We start from the raw sequence: 20770 nt of genomic DNA, 5'->3' as shown, positions 1-20770 counted from the left end.
CTGACCTCCGGTGGGACACCGCCGGCCGCGAGGGCCGGCCAGCTCCCCCGTGCGTCAGGAGCGCCCTGTCCTGAGGAGCTCCTCCAGCACCACGGCGATGCCGTCGTGCTCGTTCGACGCGGTGATCTCGTGGGCCACGGCCTTCAGATCGTCATGCGCGTTCGCCATGGCCACGCCGTGCCGTGCCCAGCCGAACATCGGGATGTCGTTCGGCATGTCGCCGAAGGCCAGCGTGTCCGCCGCCTTCATCCCGAGCCGACGGGCGGCCAGGGACAGGCCGGTCGCCTTGCTCAGTCCCAGGGGAAGGATCTCCACCACGCCCGGACCCGCCATGACCACGTTCACCAGGCTGCCGACCGCCTCCCGGGCGGCCTTCGTCAGGGCGTCGTCGCCGAGCTCGGGATGCTGGATGTAGACCTTGTTCAGCGGGGCGGTCCACATCTCCGCCGGATCGTCGACGAAGACGGCGGGCAGCGGCCCTTCCTGCACCCGGTAACCGGGCCCGACCAGGACCTCACCCTCGAGGCCGTCACGGCTGGCGGCGAGCGCCAGCGGGCCGACCTCCGCCTCGATCTTGGACAGCGCCAGACCGGCGAGCTGCCGGTCCAGCGTGAGCGAGGTCAGGAGCTTGTGCTCGCCGGCGTGGTAGACCTGCGCGCCCTGACCGCAGACCGCGAGGCCCTCGTAACCCAGGTCGTCCAGGATGTGCCGGGTCCACGGGACCGCGCGTCCGGTGACGATGATGTGCGCCGCGCCGGCCGCGGTTGCCGCGGCCAGCGCCTCGCGCGTGCGCTCGGAGACCGTGTCGTCGTCACGCAGCAGCGTGCCGTCGAGGTCGGTCGCGATGAGCTTGTACGGGAAGGTCGTCACTTGGAGACCGGCTCCAGCACTTCACGACCGCCGAGGTAGGGGCGCAGCATCTCGGGGACCCGCACCGAACCGTCGGCCAGCTGGTGGTTCTCCAGGATCGCCACGATCGTGCGCGGTACGGCGCAGAGCGTGCCGTTCAGGGTGGCCAGCGGCTGCACCTTCTTGCCGTCGCGCATCCGGACGGACAGGCGGCGCGCCTGGAAACCGTCGCAGTTCGACGCGGAGGTCAGCTCGCGGTACTTGCCCTGCGTCGGGATCCACGCCTCGCAGTCGAACTTGCGGGAAGCCGAGGCTCCCAGGTCGCCCGAGGCGACGTCGATCACCTGGAAGGGCAGCTCCAGCGAGGTGAGCCACTGCTTCTCCCAGTCGAGGAGCCGCCGGTGCTCGGCCTCGGCGTCCGCAGGATCGACGTACGAGAACATCTCGACCTTGTCGAACTGGTGGACGCGGAAGATGCCGCGGGTGTCCTTGCCGTACGTGCCCGCCTCGCGGCGGAAGCAGGGCGAGAAGCCCGCGTACCGCAGGGGCAGCTTGTCGGCCTCGACGATCTCGTCCATGTGGTACGCGGCGAGGGGGACCTCGGACGTGCCGACCAGGTAGAAGTCGTCCTTCTCCAGGTGGTAGACGTCCGCGGAGGCCTGGCCGAGGAAGCCGGTGCCCTCCATGGCGCGCGGGCGGACCAGCGCGGGTGTCAGCATCGGGATGAAGCCGGCCTCGGTGGCCTGCGCGATCGCGGCGTTGACCAGCGCGAGTTCGAGCAGGGCGCCGATACCGGTCAGGTAGTAGAAGCGCGAGCCGGAGACCTTGGCTCCGCGCTCCATGTCGATGGCGCCGAGCGACTCGCCGAGCTCCAGGTGGTCCTTCGGGGCGAAGCCCTCGGCCCCGAAGTCACGGATGGTGCCGTGCGTTTCGAGGACGACGAAGTCCTCCTCGCCGCCCACGGGCACGTCCTCGTGGACGATGTTGCCGAGCTGGAGGAGCAGGCGCTTGGCCTCGGCGTCGGCCTCGTCCTGGGCGGCGTCGGCCGCCTTGACTTCGGCCTTCAGCTGATCGGCCTTTTTCAGCAGCTCGGCGCGCTCGTCCGGGGTGGCCTTGGGGATCAGCTTGCCGAGCGACTTCTGCTCGGAGCGGAGTTCGTCGAAGCGGACGCCGGACGACCTGCGCAGCTCGTCGGCGGAGAGAAGAGCGTCGACGAGCGCGACGTCCTCTCCACGGGCGCGCTGGGAGGCGCGAACACGGTCGGGGTCCTCACGGAGCAGGCGAAGGTCAATCACCCCTCAAGGCTACCGGTGTGGGGTTCCCCCGCTCGAACCGATATCGACGAGCGTGTCACTTTGCCCGTATTGCCGGAATTGGTAATGCTGGGGGGAATCGCGGGCCCGGGTGCGGTCGGCGTGGTCAATAAACGATCCCATTCCCCCGAAAAGGGTTCAACCTGCCCGTTCGTCTTGACGTACCGGGCTTGCGCGGGGCGGGAGTTGGGGGCGAAGTGGGCGCGTTGTCCACAGGCGGGTGTGGTTCGAATTAGTTATCCACAGGCTGTGAGGAAGATCTGTGGACACCGGAAGAGATCGTTCCGAAAGCCGCATGAAGGCCCATGGATTCCCCGTTCAAACGCAGTTCACACACTCATTCGGGTGGGAATTCGATGCTCTGAAGAGTTGATCAATGCAATTGGGCTGACACCGGGCGTCCTGTGGCTCTGTGAGCGCATCTGATGCCACTGGGCCGATTTGTCGACCATGTCGCATTACGGTGTCGACTTGTCCCCAGGTCGAGACGCCAGCCTGTGGATAACTCTGTGGGCAAATGAAAATCTGCAGGTAGGACCGGTGGGCAACGCACAGGGCCCCCCGCTGAACCATGATCCGCGGGGGTCCCGCCGGGTCACGGTTCAGCGGGCGGAGCTGTCTCAGGCCCGGCCGTCCTGGCTGCGGGCCAGCCAGTCGGACGCCTCCGTGAAATCCGTGTCCGAGGTCCCCGCGCGCAGCGCGCGTACGTCCTCGGCCGTCACGCCGGCCCGGGGGTACGACCCCAGGAACCGGACCTTCGGGCAGATCCGCTTCAGCCCCATCAGTGCCTCACCGACCCGCCGGTCCGCGATGTGCCCTTCGGCGTCCACGGCGAAGCAGTAGTTGCCGATGCCCTCGCCGGTCGGCCGGGACTGGATCAGCATCAGGTTGACCCCGCGCACCGCGAACTCCTGGAGGAGTTCGAGCAGCGCACCCGGGTGGTCGTCGCCGAGCCAGATGACCACGGACGTCTTGTCGGCACCCGTCGGCGCCGACGGCCGTGCGGGGCGGCCCACCAGGACGAAGCGCGTCTGGGCGTTCTCGGCGTCGTGGATCTCCGTGACCAGCGGCTCAAGGCCGTAGGTCGCTGCTGCGAACTCCCCGGCGAACGCGGCGTCGTACCGTCCCTCCTGGACCAGTCGCGCCCCGTCCGCGTTGGAAGCGGCCGACTCCCATACGGCCTTCGGGAGGTGGGCCGCCATCCAGTTGCGCACCTGCGGCTGGGCGGCCGGGTGCGCGGTGACCGTCTTGATGTCGGTCAGCTTCGTTCCGGGCCGTACCAGCAGCGCGAACGTGATGGAGAGCAGAACCTCGCGGTAGATCATCAGCGGCTCGCCGGCGGTCAGCTCGTCGAGCGTCGCGGTGATCCCGCCCTCGACGGAGTTCTCGATCGGTACGAGCGCCGCCGCCGCCTCGCCGCTGCGCACCGCGTCCAGAGCCGCCGGAACCGAGACCATCGGGACGAGCTCGCGGGTGGCGGCTTCCGGGAGCGTGCGGAGGGCGACCTCGGTGAAGGTGCCTTCGGGGCCGAGATAGGCGTAGCGCGTGGCTGACATACGGTCACCCTAATGCGCCCCGCGCGAGCGGCCGCTCCGTCTCAGGATGCGGCCCGGCGGCCCTCACGACTCCAGCAGCCGCTGCCCCACGTACTCACCTTTCGCGGCGCCGCCCGGGACCGCGAAGACACCGCTCGCCTCGTGCCGGATGAACGGCGAGAGCGCGTCGCCCCGGTCGAGCTTGCGCTGCACCGGCACGAAACCGCGGAAGGGGTCCGCCTGCCAGCAGATGAAGAGGAGGCCGGCGTCGGGGGTGCCGTCCGCCGCGATGCCGTCGTGGTACGAGAAGGGGCGCCGCAGCATGGCCGCGCCGCCGTTCTTCTCGGGGGAGGAGATCCGGGAGTGCGCGTTGTCGGGGATCAGCAGACGGCCGTCGGGGCCGGCCTTGTCGAGGTCCATCCCGGTCGTCTCGGTGCCACCGCTGAGCGGAGCGCCGTCCGCCTTGCGGCGCCCGATGACGCGTTCCTGCCGGTCCACCGGGAGCTTCTCCCAGTCGTCGAGGAGCATCCTGATGCGCCGGACGACGGCGTACGAGCCGCCCGCGAGCCAGTCGGACCCGGTATCGGAGCCGGACGAAGGGCCGTCGGCCCCGGTGCTCGACGGCACGAAGATCCGCTGGTCGAAATCGCTGTCGGACGGCTTCGGGTTGCCGGTGCCGTCGATCTGGCCCATCAGGTTGCGGGCGGTCCTGGGGCGGTCGGTGGCGCCCGGGGTCCGGTTGAAGCCGTTCATCTGCCAGCGCACGCGGGCCGTCGCCGAGGCCTCCTTCTGAAGGGCGCGCAGTGCGTGGAAGGCGACGAGCGCGTCGTCGGCACCGATCTGCACCCAGAGGTCACCGTTGGAGCGCTTCGCGTCGAGGTGGTCGGAGGAGAACGCCGGCAGCGGGTCGAGACCGGCGGGCCGACGGCCGGTCAGGCCCGTACGTTCGAAGAAGGTGCGGCCGAAGCCGAAGGTGACCGTGAGCGAGGACGGCCCGGCGTCCAGCGCGATTCCGGTGTCGTGGCCGTCTCCGTCGCCCTCACCCGAAGGCCGGCCCGCCATCAGCCGCTCGGCCGTGGCCGACCAGCGGCGCATCAGCGCGGCGGCTTCCCTGCGCCCCGCGCCGGGTGCCAGGTCGAAGGCGACCAGATGACCGCGGGCCTGAAGCGGAGTGGTGATCCCCGCTTGATGTTTCCCGTGAAACATCGCCCGGGTCGCCCCGACGGTCGTCAGAGCCGCCGGGGCATCGGAGCCGGCTGTGGCGTAACCGGCGGCTCCACCCGCGGCGCCCAGCACCAGGCCGGTCGCTCCGGCGGCTCCGGCGGTACCGAGCAGTCGCCGTCGGGAAACGGCACCGGCCGTGCCGGAGGCACCTGTCTCAGGTGCCGCACCCCTGCGCGAGCGGCCTGTCGCGGCCTTCGCGGCTTGCCCGGCCTTCGCGGGCTTCCCGGCCTCGTCGTTCATGTTCTTGCTCAACCCGCTCAGCCGATCTTGGCGTTCTTGTCGATGGTCGTCTGGTCGATGTCCGAAGTCCGCACGGTCACGGAGACCGTCCAGTCGCCCGCCATCGGGATCTGGATGCCGTCGGCCGTCCAGTGGCCGTCGGCGAGGTGGTCCGGGACGACCGGCAGCGGGCCGATGTCCTTGGACTTCAGCGTGAGGGCCACCTTCACCTCGGGTACGTCCAGCGGTTTGCCGTTCGCCCCGTCGACCCAGATGTGCAGCTGATTGGCGCCGATGCGACCGGGCTCCATGTCCAGTCGCACGGTCCCCTTGCCGTCCTTGCCGCCGGTATCGAACGGGATGCTCAGGTTGACCGGGGTCCCGGCCGCCGGAAGGGCCGTCGCCACCGAACCGCGGGAGGCCTCCTCCTGCGTACGTCCCGGCTCCGTGGAGGTCAGCACCGTGGTGACCGCGAGGATGACGACGGCGATACCGGCCTCCGTGAGCACCGAGCGCCGCAGTCCCGAGCGGCTGGGATCGGCATCGCGGACGCGCTTCTCCTTGGTCGCCGTCAGGGCGGCCCGCTGACGAGCCAGTTGTGCGGCGCGATCGGGGGTGACGTCCTCGGTATCCGTCCGGGCCGCCACCAGGACCGGCTCGCCGCCGTCCGTGTCCTCCTGGCCCTCGTCGCCCTCCGCATCGCCCGCATCCTCTGCGGCCTTCGCGGCCTTCGCGGCCTTCGCGGCCTTCGCGGCCTTCGTTTCCTCCGTGTTGTCCGTGCTCTCCGTGTCTTCGGTGAGCCGGGACGTCCAGCGGCGGGATATCCAGGCGACCCCGACGAGGACGGCAACCAGGGCCACCTTGACGATCAGGAGCTGTCCGTACCGCGTATCGGTCAGCGCCGACCAGGAACCGACCTGGCGCCACGACTGGTAGATCCCGGTCGCGACGAGGACGACCACGCCGGCGAACGCCACACGGGAGAAGCGCCGCACGGCGGAGCTGTCGACCGAGGGTGTCCGGTAGAGGGCGACCAGCAGCGCGGCGAGGCCGCCCAGCCAGGCCGCGACGGCCAGCAGGTGCAGGACGTCGACCGGCATGGCGATGCCCGGCTGGATGCCGGTCGAGGCGTGCTCCGCGAGGGCCCAGGTGCCGGCGATGCCGGCGGCGACGACCGTGCCGCCGATGGCGAGCCCGAAGGTGAGGTCCTTCTGCTCCGTCTCGTCCTCGCGCCTGGCGTACCCGCCGAACAGGACGGCGACGAAGAGCGCTGCCGCGCCGAGCAGCAGCAGCCGGGAGACCAGCGCGGCCCCCGGCTTGGTGTCCAGCACGGCCTGCAGACCGTCGAGATCGAACGCGTCCGTGAGCTTGCCGGAACCGGTGTACGGATTGCGCAGCACCAGCATGGCCAGGGTCGCCGCCGTCAGGGTGATCCAGCCGCGTACGACCAGGCGTTGCAGCGGGCGCTCGCCCGCACCCCGCCGCCAGCAGGCGAGCACGAAGGCCGCGCCGCCCGCCAGCACCGTGAATCCGGCGTACGCGGCATAGCGCGCGATGTCGTAGAGCGTGCCCACGAGACCGCCGCCCGCCTCGCCCGAGGGCAGTGCGACGGTGGTGTCCGAGGGGGCACCGACCGAGAACGTGAAGGCTCCGGAGATGGGGTGGCTGTCCGCGGACACGGCCTGCCAGGCCACGGTGTACGTGCCGTCGGGCAGGCCCGCGAGGAGCCGGACGCCGTACTGGACGACGCCGCCGCTCCCCACCTCGCGCGGCGGCGCACCGCTGTCCGCGCGCCGTCCGTCGGGGTCGAGTACGCGGATCGAGTCGTCGCCGACGGCGATCTGCTCGGAGAAGGTGAGCGTGACCTCCTCGGGCGCGGTGTCGACCACCGCCCCGGACTGCGGGTCGCTCCCGGTGAGGGCGGCGTGCGCGGACGCGGGACTCGCACCCGCCAGCACCAGACCGAACAGCAGGGCGGTCAGTGCGGCGAGGAGCGCGAAGGCGGCGAGCGGCCGGCGTATCGGGTGCGGCCCGAAGCGCGGGGCGGTGGCTGTCATGGTGTCAGTCCCTCACTGCTTCTTCGGGTTGTGGGTGGTCTCCTTCACGGGAACGTCGACCGTGATCGGGCCGGCCTTCTCGAAGTGCAGCTCCAGGGAGACCTTCTCGCCCGGCTTGGGCTGCTGCTTGAGCTTCATGAACATGATGTGGTTGCCACCGCGTTCAAGATCCAGTTCGCCGCCGGCGGGCACCTCGAAGGAACTGACCATGCGCATGGTCCGGTCCCTCGTCTCGTGGATCGTGACGTTGTCCGAGAGCGGACTGGTCACGGAGGTGAGCCGGTCGGCCGCGTCCCCGCTGTTCCTCACGACGAGGAATCCGGCCGCCATGTCGCTGACGGGCTGCGGCATGAAGGCACCGATCACCTTCAGTTCCGGCTCGCCGTCGGACGAGCACCCCGCCAGCGTCAGGCCCGTGGTGAGGGCCAGGACGCCGGCGAGCACGGTGCGGCGGTTCACGGGGTCGCCCCGGTGAGCAGCTTCGGAAGGTCCTTCGTGTAGTCGTCGGCCGTGGTGTCCTCGCCGTACAGCACGTACCCCTTGTCGGTCTTCGGGGAGAACGCGACGACCTGGGCTCCGTGCATCGAGACGACCGTGCCGTCCTTCTCGACCGTCGGCGGGTCGATGCCGATGCCGATCTGACGGGCGCCCGCCTGGATGGTCGGGAAGTCCCCGGTGAGTCCGGTGAAGGCAGGGTCCTGGGCCTTGAGCCAGCTGCCCAGGGACGACGGGGTGTCCCGCTCGGGGTCGGTGGTGACGAACACGACCTGGAGCTTGTCCTGGTCGGCCTTGGGCAGGGCGCGCTTGGCGAGCGCGATGTTGCTCATGGTCAGCGGGCAGACGTCGGGACAGTTGGTGTAGCCGAAGTAGATGAGTGTCGGCTTGCCCTTGGTCTGCTCACGGAGGTCGTACTTCTTGCCGTGGGTGTCGGTGAGGACGAGGTCGGGCTTGGTGAACGGCTGGTCGAGAACGGTCGCTGCCTTGGTGGTGGTGTCCATCGAGACATCTGCGACGGGCTGCTTGCCCGAGTCGGTCCCGCTGCCGCATGACGACAGCGTCAGGGTGGCCGCGGCGGCGAGCGCCGCGGCCAGCATCGTCTTCTTGGTGCGCATGGAGAATTGTTTCCTGGTCTGTGGTGCGGGTGCTGCTTCGGGGGTCAGACGGTGCGGCGGCGACCCGCGAGCACTCCGAAAGCGACCCCGGCGATGCCGACGACGATGCCGACGACTCCCAGGATCCGGGCGGTGCCGTCGCTGGTGTCGGCCGAGGCCGCAGGTGCCTTCGTGTCCTCGGCGCCCTTGGCGTCCGTGGCGTGGGTGTTCTTGTCATCGGCTGCCGCGGCGCCGTGGGCGTCGTCCGAGGCGGCGGTCAGCTTGAGTACGGGGGCCGGGCTCTCGGGCTCTTCGCCGTCCGCGGTGGGCTCCTCGATCCAGCGGACGACTTCCTTGTTGTCGTACGTCTGGAGGGCCTTGAAGACGAGCTGGTCGGCGTCCTCGGGCAGCCGGCCGACCGAGAGCGGGAACTGCTGGAAGTAACCCGGGGCGATCTCGCTGCCGTCCGACGTCCAGGTGACCTTCGAAACGGCTTCGGTGATCTTCTTGCCGTGCACGTCGAGGGGCTTGTCCAGCTTCGCCTTGTCGACCTTGATCTTCCAGCCCGGTACCGCCTGCGGGCTGACCGAGGACAGCGGGTGCTCGGCCGGGAAGTTCACCTCGAGCTTGACGGTGGAGGCGTTGTCGCGCTCGTTCGGCACCTTGAAGTTGATGGTGGCGTAACCGCCCTTGGCGGCCTCGCCCTGCGGCTGGACGCTGACGTGCGCGGCCGCGGGGCCGGCGAGCAGCAGGACGGTGGACGCGGCGACGCCGCCGGCGATGGCGATGCGTGAAACGTTCATGGCAGGGATCTCCACAGGCAGGAGGAAAGGTGGTCCGGCGCGCCGGTGCGCGACGGCATCGCGACACCCTTCCCCCGGGGATCCGGGCGGGCCCGGGGATCCGGGCGCAGGTGTCGCGTCAGGCTGCGCGTACGTATACGGCGGGAGGCCCGCGCCTGATCACCATGTGCTGCAAGGGGTCCCCGGTCGCCGGCGCAGGTGCGTCGGCGGCGGTACGGGGAATGAGCGGCCCGGTCGTCCGCCGCCGGGGAAGTCCGGCGAGCAGGGTCCGTACGAGCGAGAGCGCGGCGCGCAGGGAGCGCAGCCGGGCACCGGCCGCGAGCTCCTGGGCGCCGTGGACCGAGAGCCGGGTGAGACCGAACAGCGCTACCTCGCCGCGGCGCAGCAGCCAGCCGGTGGCGAGTGCGGCCAGGAGATGCCCGAGGAACATCGGCAGACTCGGAAGGACGCCCGACGAGGCCGCGAGTCCTGCGAGGCCGGCCGGTTCCGCCGCCGCGGCGTGTGTGTGGCCCTGCGTCAGGGTCGCCGGGTCGATGCCCGCGGTGGTGACGATGCGGTGGGCCTCTGCGGCGCTGAGCCGGGCCGTTCCCTCGCCGCAGAGCAGCCCCGCGGCGAACCGGATGAGAGCGTCGCTGTCCGTCCCGGCCGCCGAGGTCGTCTCGGAGGCCGCGCCGTGGGTGCCGAGTCCGAAGAGGACGTGCAGGGCGAGCTGACCGCCGGTGAGAGCGACGGCGATCGACGGGAGCGAGCGTTCGCGCCCGGCGAGGGGAACCACGACCGCGAGGAGCCCGAGGAAACCGGCGAGCAGGGTCCACCACGGGACCGCCGTGCACGAGGCGAGCGTGTGTCCTGCCGCGGACAGCACGACGCAGACCGCGGTGAACACCGCGGCCCTCATGAGCCGCAGACCGGCTCCGGCGTGTGCGACGGGCGTAGACATGGCGGGGTCATCATCGCACTGCGGATATGACCCGTGTCAGGCAGGTCCGGAAGGTCGGGTTCCTGTGCCATGGATGGCTGTTGTGCCTGTTCGGGTGGTCACGGGACCCAGGCCCTAGCCGGTATACGGAATATTCGCATCCGCCGAATGAGTGCCATCACTGCCGATCTGTGCTTACGAGGGGCACTGTGCGGCAATACGTATCCGTATGTCGAGCCGCAGCCAGGAGGCTGGAGCATGAGCATGTGGTGGTCACTCCATTTGCGGCGCGAAGCTGCGAGCGTTCCGCTCGCCCGTCGTTTCCTTCTCGGCACCATGGAAACCGCAGGCGTCGATCCGGACATCTCCTACGACCTCTCGGTCGCGCTCAGCGAAGCGTGCGCGAATGCCGTGGAGCACGGTGGGGAACGCCGGGAGGCCGGGGACGCCGCGGGCACCGGTGAGCAGTACCGGGTCACCGCGTATCTGGACGGCGAGAAATGCCGCATCGAAGTCGCCGATTCTGGGCCCGGATTTCCCACCCGGCGCGCGCTTCGCACCGCCGCACACCCGTCCGTCGACTGTCCGGCCGGCAGACAGTCCGCTGCCGCGCCTGAGCGGCCACCCGTTCACCTCGACGCGGCCTGCCCTCCCGTGGAACACCCGCCGGATCTGCCGGCCGTCACGCCGGTGCCCGTCACACAGCCCTGCGTCACGGCGGAGAGCGGGCGGGGACTCGGTCTGATCGAGCAGCTCGCCGACCACGTCCACTTCGCCAACCGGCCGGGCCGGGGCGCTGTCGTGAGCTTCGACAAGGTCCTGAAATGGCGGGAGGGCGCGCTGCTCATGGTGTCCTGAGCGGCGCGCCCTCCGGCACGGGTGCGACGGTCCGTCGCCCCGCGGGTCAGCTCTTGAGCCGGGCCATCCAGGCTTCGACCTCGTCGGACCGGCGCGGCAGCTGGTCGGACAGGTTCCGGTTGCCGTCCTCGGTGACGAGGATGTCGTCCTCGATCCGGACGCCGATGCCGCGGTACTCCTCGGGCACCGTCAGGTCGTCGGCCTGGAAGTAGAGACCGGGCTCGACCGTGAGGCACACTCCGGGCTCCAGGACGCCGTTGACGTAGGCCTCCGTGCGGGCGGCGGCGCAGTCGTGCACGTCCATGCCGAGCATGTGACCCGTGCCGTGCAGGGTCCAGCGGCGCTGGAGGCCGAGCTCCAGGACCTTGTCCACGGACAGGTCGCCGAGCAGGCCCCACTCGACCAGCCTCTCGGCGAGAACACGCTGCGCGGCGTCGTGGAAGTCGCGGTAGTCGGCGCCGGGCTTCACGGCCGCGATGCCCGCTTCCTGCGCCTCGTAGACAGCGTCGTAGATCTTCCGCTGGAGCGGCGTGAACGTGCCGCTGATGGGAAGGGTGCGCGTCACGTCGGCGGTGTAGAGGTCGTTCGTCTCCACACCCGCGTCGAGCAGCAGCAGTTCGCCGGAGCGGACGGCGCCGTCGTTGCGGACCCAGTGCAGGGTCGTGGCGTGGGGGCCGGCGGCGCAGATCGAGCCGTAGCCGATGTCGTTGCCCTCGATGCGGGCACGCAGGAAGAAGGTGCCCTCGATGTAGCGCTCGCTCGTCGCCTCGGCCTTGTCGAGGACCTTCACGACGTCCTCGAAGCCGCGTGCGGTGATCTCGCAGGCCTTCTGCAGCTCGGCGATCTCGAAGGCGTCCTTCACGAGGCGGGCCTCGGAGAGGTAGACGCGCAGTTCCTCGTCGCGCTCCGCGGTCACCTTGTCGGTCAGGGCGGCCTGGATGCCGGCGTCGTGCCCGCGGACGTTGCGTACGGGGCCGGTGGCCTCGGTCAGCGCGGCCGGGAGCTCGCGGACGTCCTTCGCCGGTATGCCCAGCACCTGCTCGGCCTCGGTGAGCGAGTGGCGGCGGCCGACCCACAGCTCGCCCTGGCCGTCGAGCCAGAACTCGCCGTTCTCACGGTCGGACCGGGGCAGGAGGTAGACGGTCGCCTCGTGCCCGGCCTCGTCGCCCGAGCCCTTGGGCTCCATGACGAGGACGCTGTCGTGGGTCTGGTCACCGGTGAGGTACGCGTACTCGGTGGAGGCGCGGAAGGCGTACTCCGTGTCGTTCGAACGGGTCTTGAGGTTGCCCGAGGGAATGACGAGTCGCTCGCCGGGGAAGCGCGCGGAAAGCGCGGCACGCCGGGAAGCGGTGTACGCGGCCTGGGCGATCGGCTCCAGACCGTGCAGCTCGGTGTCGGCCCAGCCGGACTTCATGTTCTCGGCGAGCTCATCGGAAATGCCCGGGTACAGGCCGTTCTTCCGCTGCTTGATCGGCTCTGCTTCTTCGGTCTCCGGCTCCGGGTTCTCCGGGATGAGCTCCTCAGACACGATTTGTCTCTCCTTGATACGACACTGGACCGCTCCCCATCGTACGGGCGTATGGAAGGGGGTCCAGGGCCGGAAGACCCTTACATCGGTCCGGCAGCCCGGCGCCGCACCGGTCAGTCGAAGTGGGCGGCCAGGATCACGATGTCCTCGGTGCCGTCGCCCTGGTCCAGGCCCTCCGGCAGCATCGACCGCAGGACGTGGTCGGCGATCGCCCCGGGGTCGTGCCGTGAGGCCTTCGGTACGCAGGCCGCCGCCGAGTGGAGCCGGGCGAACGCCCGGTCCATCGCGTCGCCGGTGCGCCGCAGCAGCCCGTCGGTGTAGAGCAGCACGGTCTCGCCCGGTTCGGGGGTGAACTCCACGCTCGGTGCCTCCCAGCAGGCGAGCATCCCCAGCGGCGCCGACAGCGTGGTCTCCACGAACTCGGTGCGGCGGTCGCCGATCACCAGGGGCGGGCTGTGCCCGGCGCCCGCCAGCACGATCTTGCGGCGGGCCGGTTCGCAGTAGGCGAAGAGCGCGGTCGCTGACCTGGCCGGTTCGGTGAGCCGCAGCAGCAGTTCCAGATCGGAGAGTACGGCGACGGGGTCCTCGCCCTCCATGACGGCGTACGCCCGCAGACTGGCCCGCAGCCGGCCCATGGTGGCCAGCGCGCCGGGGCCCGAACCGCCGACCGACCCGACGGCCAGTCCGAGCGCGCTGTCAGGGAGCGGCAGCGCGTCGTACCAGTCGCCACCGCCCCGGGGCGCACGCCGGTGGCGGGCCGCCAGCTGGACGCCGGGGATCCGGGGCAGCCTGCTGGGCAGCAGCTCCTCGGCGAGGGTCGCCACGTCGGCGCGGGCCCTTTCCAGCTCCAGCAGCCTGGCCAGGTGCTCCGTGGCGTACCGGACGTAGAGGCCGACGAGGTGGCGCTGGCGCTCCAGCGGTTCCGCGGGTTCGTCGTAGAGCCAGACCGCCGCACCGAGCCGCCCGGCGGTGTCGGTGGCGAGCGGCAGGGCGTAGCTCGCGGCGTAACCGAGGCGGGCCGCGACCTCGCGGTGGCGCGGGTCGAGACTCTCGTCGCCGAGCAGGTCCGGGTTGGTCAGCGGCCCCTGGGCGTCCGGCAGTCCGTCGAGGATGCGGCCGTACGAGGTGGCGCTGCGGGGCACGGTCTCGATGTGTCCGAGCTCGGCGTGCGCGAGTCCCAGGCCGATGGTCGTGGACGGGCCGCCCGCGGCCGGTTCGAGGACGAGGAGCCCCCGGCGGGCGCCGACGAGGGCGGCTCCGGCGTCCAGCAGCTCGCGGAGGGCGTGGTCGAGCGTATGGGTTCTGGCCAGGCGCTCGGTGAGTTCGTGCAGGGTCGTGAGGTCGGACACCCAGGAGGCCAGGCGGTCCTGGAGGAAGGCTCCCGGCGCGGCCGGGACGCCCGTCAGAGGCGCGGAAGTGTGCGTTGAAACAGGAACCGTAGGATCGATTCCAGCCACTTTCGGCAGGTGAGGGGCGCTCATGGCAGCCAGCTTTCCGACCGGTGCGATTCGCCGAATAGCATCGCAAACCCCCATGTCATTCTGCGCCATATCTATGGATCCACATGTACACGCACAAGTAACGCGATGTCCAGCATTGTCCTCACGGGATTTGTGGTGTCTGTGCGGCAGTTAAGTTGGCTAAAAAATGCACCTATGACAGTTATTTGCGGTCGACTGGAGGCGCTCGACAGGTGGTGCCCTCGGGGTGAAGTGCCCGGGGGAGCGTCATCCGGGGCATGCTGGGTACGTAATCGGTGATGACCAGGGGCACTTGTGACGCCCTGGAACCTGGCAGCGGGCCCGGACGTCCTTATGGACGACGGCCGCGCCCCCACCCCCGAGTGGCGGGGCTTGCACCAGGGACGGCCGGTGTGCAGCTCGCGCCGCCCCCGCCATGTTTTGGCTGGACTCGGCTCAGCTCAGCTCGGCTAGGTACCACTCGGCTCGGTTCGACTCAGCTCCATTTCTGCACGGTTCCACTCTGCTCGGCTCGGCTCACGCTCGGTACCGAAGGCACGCCCGTACCGCAGATCTGATGAGCATGTACGCACAGTGAAGAGACGCACGCGTGGTGTAACGCACACGTGGTGTGATGTGGACCTCGGCGTTCAACGGAAAGGAACGAGCGCTCATGCGCGAGATCCTCGGAAGGCGACGCAGGCTCCGGCTCCGGCGCAAGGGACGGCCCGCACAGCTCGACGCGGCGCTGACCTGTGCCACCGCATGGCAGTGGCCCGTGCTGCCCGGAGCAGGGCTGGCAACGGCAGGCACGCGCAGTGACCGCGGTCGCGGCTGCGCCTGCCCCGACCCCGAGTGCGCCGTGCCCGGCGCACACCCCTTCGATCCCGGCCTGCTGGCCGCGACCACCGACGAACGCATGGTGCGGTGGTGGTGGGCGAACCGGCCCGCGGCCCCGGTCATGCTCGCCACGGGCGGCAGCGCGCCCTGCGCGCTCAGCCTGCCCGCGGTGGCGGGCGCACGGGCGCTGACCGCCCTCGACTCGATGGGCCTGCGTATCGGCCCCGTCGTGGCGACGCCGACGCGGTGGTCGCTGCTGGTGGCTCCGTACACCCTGGAGCGGCTCGGTGAGCTGCTGCACGCCAAGGACTGGGTGCCGAGTTCCCTGCGCTTCCATGGCGAGGGTGGCTATCTCGTCCTGCCGCCCTCGGAGATCGGGGCAGGTCAGGTCCGCTGGGAGCGCGCGCCGCAGTCCCCGTCGGCCGCGCCCTGGCTCCCCGATGTGGAAGCGGTACTGGACGCGCTGGTCGAGGCGAGCACCGGTGCTCCGGACGGCGGAAGCCGGCTCGCGTACTGACGGACCGGCAGGAGTCCGGCCGACGGCCTGTCAGCAGGCCGGTGACGGCCGGACCCGGTCGGGGCGGACGGCACACGATTGCGGTCGGCTCACTCGTACGGGTGTGAGCCGACCGAGTTCCGCGGTAAATGGGTGGGCGCCGCCACGGGGCCCGTATTTCCTCGATATCGTCGGCGCACCGTCAGAAATTCGCGTTCAGCTCGCTGGTGAGGCCTCGATGAATCTCCGCATGGTCGGTCTCTCGGCGGCGGTGGTGTTCACCGTTCTGCTTCCTCTGGCGGCGACCGCCGTGACCTCCGGTGGACCCGAACCAGTTCCTTCCGATACGAAATCCGGCGGCTCGCTACTTTCTGATGGCCTTTCCGCAGAACATGGCGAAGAGCGCGGCGAAGAACGCATCGGAGAAATGTCCGATCAGGGTGCGGTGGACGGCTCCGCGGATGGCCCTGCCGGGGGTGCCGACGGGAATTCACCGGAACCGGTTGTCCCTCCCTCCGGACTTCTGTCCGAAAGTGCGCTGCCCGCCGGGGCCGGTGGAACCGCCGCGCCCGCCACCCGGTGCGGTCCCGAGCTGACCTCTCCCGAAGGCGTCGAGGCGCAGACCTGTGTCATGACGGCGGGGCGCGACGTCTGGGCGCGTACGTACTACCGCAACACGACCGGCGAGCAACTGCGGTCGTTCCTCACGCTGATGGGGCCGGGCGGACGGGCCGTCCAGCTGCGCTGCGAGGTGGAGGCGCACGACGAGCCGGGTGTCTGTGAGACACCGCGCGGACCGGCGCACGGAACGACGGACGCTTATACGGCGGTGGCGGAGTACGCAGCCGTCGGGGCCGCGGAAGACGCTCCCCTGCTCCTGCGTACCGGCAGCAACCCGGCTTCCGTGCCCACCGATTGACGGGGCCGGCCGGGGGCCCTTCGAACGGGCCCGGAAATGAGGATGCCCGGTCGCTGGCGACGGGGGATGCACCAGCGACCGGGCTTCCAGAACGGTAACAAGAGATCTGCCGTTCGCAAATTCGATCTCGCCTATTCGGACAATGATTTACTCGCGAGTACGGTCCGGCTGTGACGCGGGTCACCGAGCCGTCCCGCAGAGCCCGTCACTGTCAGCTGAGCGTCACCTGGCGGTTGGTGAGCCCGCCGCGCGCACGGCGCTCCTCGGGGGTGAGCGGGGCGTCCGAGGCGAGCGCCTCGGCGAGCCGCTCGGCGATCTCCGCGGCGGGCTTCTCGCACTCCTCGGCGCCCATCGTGCGCGGCAGGTCCCACACGGGGACCATCAGTCCGTGGGCCCGGAACGACCCGACGAGACGGGTGCCCTCGCCGAGCGAGGACGTCCCGGCCGCGTGCAGCCGGGCGAGCGCGTCGAGGAGCTGCTCCTCGGGGTGCGGCATGACCCAGCGGAGGTGGTTCTTCTCCGGGGTCTCGCACCAGTAGGCGGCGTCCACACCGGACAGCAGCGTGGTCGGGATGGCGGCGTCGTTGGCACGCTCCAGAGATGCGGACACCTCGGCTGTGGCGTTCTCCGCGTCCGGGACCCAGAACTCGAACCCGGAGTGGACGACCGGCTCGAACGGGGCGGCGGGGTCGAGCACGTCCTGCAGCCGCGGACCGTCGGCCGGTACGCGCCGGGCGGCCACCGGCGTACCGGGCTCCGCCTCCAGCGCCCGCTGCAAGGTGTCCGCGAGGTCGCGGCTGAGGTCGCCCGACGACGTGTCGTTCTGCAGGGCGAGCAGGACGGAGCCGTCGTCGCGGCGCAGCGCGGGCCACGCCATCGGCAGGACGGTCGCGAGCGTCACGGACGGGACGCCCTCGGGCAGTCCGCCCTTCAGCGTCAGCTCGACGGTGGCGGCGGGCACCAGCTCGCGCAGGGCGACCCAGTCGCACTCGCCGGCGAGTCCCTCGAAGGGGCGCTGGACCAGTTCGGTCACGGCCTGGGCGGCGGCGCGTCCGTGACACGCCTTGTAACGGCGGCCCGAACCGCACGGGCAGGGCTCGCGGGCCCCTACGACCGGGATCTCACCATCCTTGAGCTGCTGCTTCCCGGCCTTGGTCTGAGGGCGCTTCTTGGCCATGGTGGGCATTCTCCCGATTGCGACAGTGCGGTCTCGGCCGCGAGCCTAGCCGCCTGTGCCGCTGCCCGGGCACACATGCCGGCGTGGTCCGCGCCGGGCGCGTACGCGGCGGGCCTCGCCGCCCGTCGGTCCGTCGGCCGGGAGGCCGGTCAGCCCACGTCGTCGAAGGTGTCGGCGAAGCCCGGTCCGTCGAGTCCGCCGAGCTCGCCCAGGCCGTTGAGCCCGTGGACTGCGTCGGGTCCGCCGAGGGCACGTCCCGTACGGCCGGCCGTACCGTGCTCCTCGGCGAGCTGGGCCCAGACGGTGACCTCGCCGGAGGAGTTGTCGCGCACGCCCCACTCGCGGGCGAGAGCGTTGATGATGTTGAGCCCACGACCGCCCCGCGCGGTCACCGACGGGGTCGCCGGGGCCGGCCGGGTCGGCCCGCCGCCGTCCGTCACCTCGACGGTCAGCCCGCCCGTCCTGTCCACGCGCCACGCGGCGCGGACATCGCCGTCACCCACTTCTGTGTGCTGTCCCAGCGGCCTGCCGTGACGGCAGGCGTTGCTGAGCAGTTCGGAAAGGATCAGGACCGCATCGTCGACGACCGCGTCCGCGACCCCGTTGTTGCGCAGTTGCTCACGCATACGGTGCCGCGCCTGCCCCACGCCCGCAGGGCCATGGGGCACGGCCATGCTCGACGACGCGGGCACTTCTCGTGCCACCACCAACGCCACCCCCGGACCTCCTTCGCCCCCACGCCACGGATTGGATGCCCCAATGGACTGGACCGGAAACCGGCCAAAGGTCCGCCAGTGACGCACTCGTAACGATCGGATACGGAACGAATGCGCCGGTGTACTCCCCGTAACAGGTGTTAAGGGTGACCCAGTTGGGACAGAACCTGCTTTGGGCGGTTCGTGATGATTGCCTCGACTCCTAGGCGTGCGCACAGCTCCACGTCCTCCGGTTCGTTCACCGTCCAGACGTGTACGCGGTGACCGGCGGCGTGCAGGCGGTCGATGTAGCCGGGGTGGCTGCGCACGATCCGCATCCCCGGACCGGCGATCCGCGCACCCGCGGGAAGCCGCCCGTCGCGGAGCCGCGGGGTGACGAACTGCATCAGGTAGACGGTCGGCAGCGTCGGCGCGGCGGCCTGGACGCGGTGCAGGGAGCGCGCGGAGAAGCTCATGACGCGCACCGGCGAGGGGCCATCGGCCGGCGGATCGTCGAGGCCGAAGCGCTTGAGCAGGTGCAGCAGCCGCTCCTCGACCTGCCCCGCCCAGCGGGTGGGGTGCTTGGTCTCGATGGCCAGCTGGAGGGGCCGCCCGGCCGCCCGTGTCTCCGTGACCAGTTCGAGGAGGCGTTCCAGCGTGAGTACGGAGGTGAGCTCCCCTGGCGCCGGGTCCCAGTCCGGGGACTCCTCGCGGTCCTTCCAGGAGCCGAAGTCCAGAGCGGCGAGCGCGGAGAGCTCCAGTGTGGAGACGGCGCCCCGGCCGTTGGACGTGCGGTTCACCCGGCGGTCGTGGACACAGACGAGGTGTCCGTCCGCGGTGAGCCGTACATCGCATTCCAGCGCGTCGGCACCGTCCTCGATCGCCTTCCGGTAGGCGGCGAGCGTGTGCTCGGGGGCGTCGTCCGAGGCCCCGCGGTGGGCGATGACCTGGATGGGGGTGCGGTCGGAGTGCTGCCGTACGTCGGTCACCGCGTCATCGTGCCACCGGTCGGCGGGAGGTGTGTGGTCCTTGAAAGGGGAGACAGTGGGAAGGGATGCGAGGGGAGACCGTTTTGTCTGATGTAAAGATTGGTATGCGGATGCACAGGTCCTGCTTACAGTGGCCTGACGTGCTGTGGGAAAAGCTGACCGCAGACACGTGCACAGCGGATCTCTTGCCGAAGACCGAGTGGAACCGAGGAGTAAAGAGCTGTGAGCACCGAGAACGAGGGCAACGAGGGCACCGCGGTCCCGGCCGTACCGCCTGTTCCGTCCACACCTCCAGTGCCGCCGGCCGCTGCTCCCGAGGGCATGCCGCCGTCCGCGCCGGCTCCCGCTGACGCGCCTCCGGCCTCCGGGCCGGCCGCTGCCCCTGCCTCTGCTCCCGGCGCCGCCCCTGGCACGGCGGCCGAGAACCAGCCGCACGAGACGGCCCAGCAGCCCTACTCGCAGTCGCAGCCGTACCGGACGTCGGAGCAGCCGGGCCACCGGTCGGCGGAGGGGCCGGGCTACCGGTCGGCCTATCAGGAGCCCGCGGGTACGGGCGGCTGGCCGCCGCCTCCTCCCGCGATCCCCTCGTACGCCGGCGGCGGCGACTCGGGAGCGGGCTGGGGCGCTCCGGCGCCTGCGGACCCCGAGCCGCCGCGCAAGCGGCGTGCGAGCGGTCTGATCGCGGCCGTCGCCGCGGCGGCGCTCGTCGCCGGCGGAATCGGTGGAGCGCTCGGCTACGTCGTGGCCGACCGGAACGACAACGACTCGGCCACCGGCTCGACCACGATCGCGGCCTCCAACAGTCCCAAGGACTTCAAGCGCGACGCGGGAACGGTCGCGGGCGTCGCGGCGAAGGCGCTGCCCAGCGTCGTCACGATCGACGCCCAGAACGGCGACGGCGAAGGCGGTTCCGGCACCGGTTTCGTGTACGACAAGGAAGGCCACATCCTCACGAACAACCACGTGGTGGCATCCGCGGCGGACAACGGCCAGCTGACGGCGACGTTCTCCAACGGCAAGAAGTACGACGCCGAGGTCGTCGGCCGCGCCCAGGGTTACGACGTGGCCGTGCTGAAGCTGAAGAACGCGCCCGAGGGCCTCACCCCACTGGCCCTAGGGGACTCGGACCAGGTCGCGGTCGGCGATTCGACCATCGCGATCGGTGCCCCGTTCGGCCTGTCCAACACGGTCACCACGGGCATCATCAGCGCCAAGAACCGTCCGGTCGCCTCCGGTGACGGTTCCAGCAGCAAGAACTCGTACATGAGCGCCCTGCAGACGGACGCCTCGATCAACCCGGGCAACTCCGGTGGCCCGCTGCTCGACGCGGGCGGCGCCGTCATCGGCATCAACTCGGCCATCCAGTCGACCAGCGGCGGTCTCGGCCAGTCGCAGGCGGGCTCGATCGGCCTCGGTTTCGCCATCCCGGTCAACCAGGCGAAGAACGTCGCCGAGCAGCTGATCAAGACCGGTAAGCCGGTCTATCCGGTGATCGGCGCGACGGTCACCATGGACGAGACGACGGGCGGCGCGGTCATCTCGGAGGAGGGCGCGGGCGGCAGCGCGGCCGTCTCCCCGAACGGCCCGGCTGCCAAGGCGGGCCTCAAGGGCGGAGACGTCATCACGAAGTTCAACGACACCGTGATCGAGAGCGGACCGACCCTGATCGGTGAGATCTGGACCCACAAGCCGGGCGACAAGGTCACGCTGACGTACAAGCGCGACGGCAGGACGGCGACGGCCGAACTCACCCTGGGTGAGCGCGAAGGCGACAGCTGACCGGCTAGGCTGTCCCTCG

At 70.5% G+C, this 20770-nt stretch carries 18 protein-coding genes; 4 read left to right on the top strand and 14 right to left on the bottom strand.

The annotated features are described in order from the left end of the window. Positions 1 to 54: 54 nt before the first annotated feature. The 9 genes from AB0C82_RS22065 to AB0C82_RS22025 all read right to left on the bottom strand — a co-directional run bounded on the left by AB0C82_RS22065 (position 55) and on the right by AB0C82_RS22025 (position 10031). Positions 55 to 870, bottom strand: a complete 816-nt coding sequence (locus AB0C82_RS22065; protein WP_362844595.1) for an HAD family hydrolase — start codon at positions 868 to 870, stop codon at positions 55 to 57. Beyond that, on the bottom strand, positions 867 to 2144 hold the full coding sequence (gene serS / locus AB0C82_RS22060) for a serine--tRNA ligase (RefSeq protein ID WP_362844592.1): 1278 nt from the start codon (positions 2142 to 2144) through the stop codon (positions 867 to 869). The genes AB0C82_RS22065 and serS overlap by 4 nt, the downstream gene beginning before the upstream one ends. A gap of 638 nt (positions 2145 to 2782) precedes the next feature. After that, complete coding sequence (gene pheA, locus AB0C82_RS22055; RefSeq protein WP_362844589.1) at positions 2783 to 3718, bottom strand: prephenate dehydratase; 936 nt, start codon at positions 3716 to 3718, stop codon at positions 2783 to 2785. Positions 3719 to 3781: 63 nt separating this feature from the next. After that, positions 3782 to 5161 (bottom strand): iron uptake transporter deferrochelatase/peroxidase subunit, encoded by a 1380-nt coding sequence (gene efeB, locus AB0C82_RS22050; protein ID WP_362845186.1) that lies wholly within the window; start codon positions 5159 to 5161, stop codon positions 3782 to 3784. 17 nt (positions 5162 to 5178) lie between these two features. Then, positions 5179 to 7197 carry a copper resistance protein CopC gene (locus tag AB0C82_RS22045; RefSeq protein WP_362844586.1) on the bottom strand — a complete coding sequence of 673 codons (2019 nt, stop codon included), beginning with the start codon at positions 7195 to 7197 and terminating at the stop codon, positions 5179 to 5181. A 12-nt stretch (positions 7198 to 7209) separates the two neighbouring features. Beyond that, positions 7210 to 7656, bottom strand: coding sequence for a copper chaperone PCu(A)C (locus AB0C82_RS22040; protein ID WP_362844583.1), 447 nt, complete (start codon positions 7654 to 7656; stop codon positions 7210 to 7212). Continuing rightward, positions 7653 to 8309, bottom strand: a complete 657-nt coding sequence (locus AB0C82_RS22035) for an SCO family protein (protein WP_362844580.1) — start codon at positions 8307 to 8309, stop codon at positions 7653 to 7655. Before AB0C82_RS22035 ends, AB0C82_RS22040 begins: the two co-directional genes overlap by 4 nt. Positions 8310 to 8353: 44 nt before the next feature. After that, positions 8354 to 9091 (bottom strand): YcnI family protein, encoded by a 738-nt coding sequence (locus AB0C82_RS22030; RefSeq protein ID WP_362844577.1) that lies wholly within the window; start codon positions 9089 to 9091, stop codon positions 8354 to 8356. Between the two features lie 118 nt (positions 9092 to 9209). Beyond that, positions 9210 to 10031, bottom strand: coding sequence for a hypothetical protein (locus tag AB0C82_RS22025; RefSeq protein ID WP_362844575.1), 822 nt, complete (start codon positions 10029 to 10031; stop codon positions 9210 to 9212). Between the two features lie 237 nt (positions 10032 to 10268). Here AB0C82_RS22025 and AB0C82_RS22020 point away from each other — a divergent pair, with 237 nt between their 5' ends. Beyond that, positions 10269 to 10868, top strand: coding sequence for an ATP-binding protein (locus AB0C82_RS22020; protein WP_362844573.1), 600 nt, complete (start codon positions 10269 to 10271; stop codon positions 10866 to 10868). Between the two features lie 46 nt (positions 10869 to 10914). Here AB0C82_RS22020 and AB0C82_RS22015 read toward each other — a convergent pair whose 3' ends face one another. Then, on the bottom strand, positions 10915 to 12396 hold the full coding sequence (locus tag AB0C82_RS22015) for an aminopeptidase P family protein (RefSeq protein WP_362844570.1): 1482 nt from the start codon (positions 12394 to 12396) through the stop codon (positions 10915 to 10917). A 113-nt stretch (positions 12397 to 12509) separates the two neighbouring features. Further along, a complete protein-coding gene (locus AB0C82_RS22010; RefSeq protein WP_362844567.1) occupies positions 12510 to 13931 on the bottom strand; it encodes a PP2C family protein-serine/threonine phosphatase in 1422 nt (473 codons plus the stop codon). Positions 13932 to 14529: 598 nt separating this feature from the next. Here AB0C82_RS22010 and AB0C82_RS22005 point away from each other — a divergent pair. Together AB0C82_RS22005 and AB0C82_RS22000 are read left to right on the top strand one after the other, a co-directional pair. Beyond that, positions 14530 to 15213, top strand: coding sequence for a bifunctional DNA primase/polymerase (locus AB0C82_RS22005; RefSeq protein ID WP_362844564.1), 684 nt, complete (start codon positions 14530 to 14532; stop codon positions 15211 to 15213). A 610-nt stretch (positions 15214 to 15823) separates the two neighbouring features. Beyond that, a complete protein-coding gene (locus AB0C82_RS22000; RefSeq protein ID WP_362844562.1) occupies positions 15824 to 16111 on the top strand; it encodes a hypothetical protein in 288 nt (95 codons plus the stop codon). A gap of 211 nt (positions 16112 to 16322) precedes the next feature. Here AB0C82_RS22000 and AB0C82_RS21995 read toward each other — a convergent pair whose 3' ends face one another. From AB0C82_RS21995 to AB0C82_RS21985, 3 genes are all read right to left on the bottom strand, one after another. After that, complete coding sequence (locus AB0C82_RS21995) at positions 16323 to 17288, bottom strand: DUF5926 family protein (protein ID WP_362844559.1); 966 nt, start codon at positions 17286 to 17288, stop codon at positions 16323 to 16325. A 149-nt stretch (positions 17289 to 17437) separates the two neighbouring features. Further along, complete coding sequence (locus AB0C82_RS21990; RefSeq protein ID WP_362844557.1) at positions 17438 to 18004, bottom strand: ATP-binding protein; 567 nt, start codon at positions 18002 to 18004, stop codon at positions 17438 to 17440. A 140-nt stretch (positions 18005 to 18144) separates the two neighbouring features. Next, the gene (locus tag AB0C82_RS21985; RefSeq protein WP_362844554.1) at positions 18145 to 18972 is read right to left on the bottom strand and encodes a glycerophosphodiester phosphodiesterase; all 828 of its coding nucleotides are present in this window, start codon (positions 18970 to 18972) and stop codon (positions 18145 to 18147) included. A 222-nt stretch (positions 18973 to 19194) separates the two neighbouring features. On the opposite strand from AB0C82_RS21985, the gene AB0C82_RS21980 reads away from it, so the two are divergent. Next, entirely contained in the window at positions 19195 to 20751 is a 1557-nt protein-coding gene (locus AB0C82_RS21980; RefSeq protein WP_362844552.1) for a trypsin-like peptidase domain-containing protein, read from the top strand. The last annotated feature ends 19 nt before the right edge of the window (positions 20752 to 20770 follow it).

This window comes from Streptomyces sp. NPDC048560 (assembly GCF_040650955.1).
In the GTDB taxonomy this organism is placed as follows: domain Bacteria; phylum Actinomycetota; class Actinomycetes; order Streptomycetales; family Streptomycetaceae; genus Streptomyces.
This window is presented reverse-complemented; position numbering and strand designations above follow the sequence as displayed.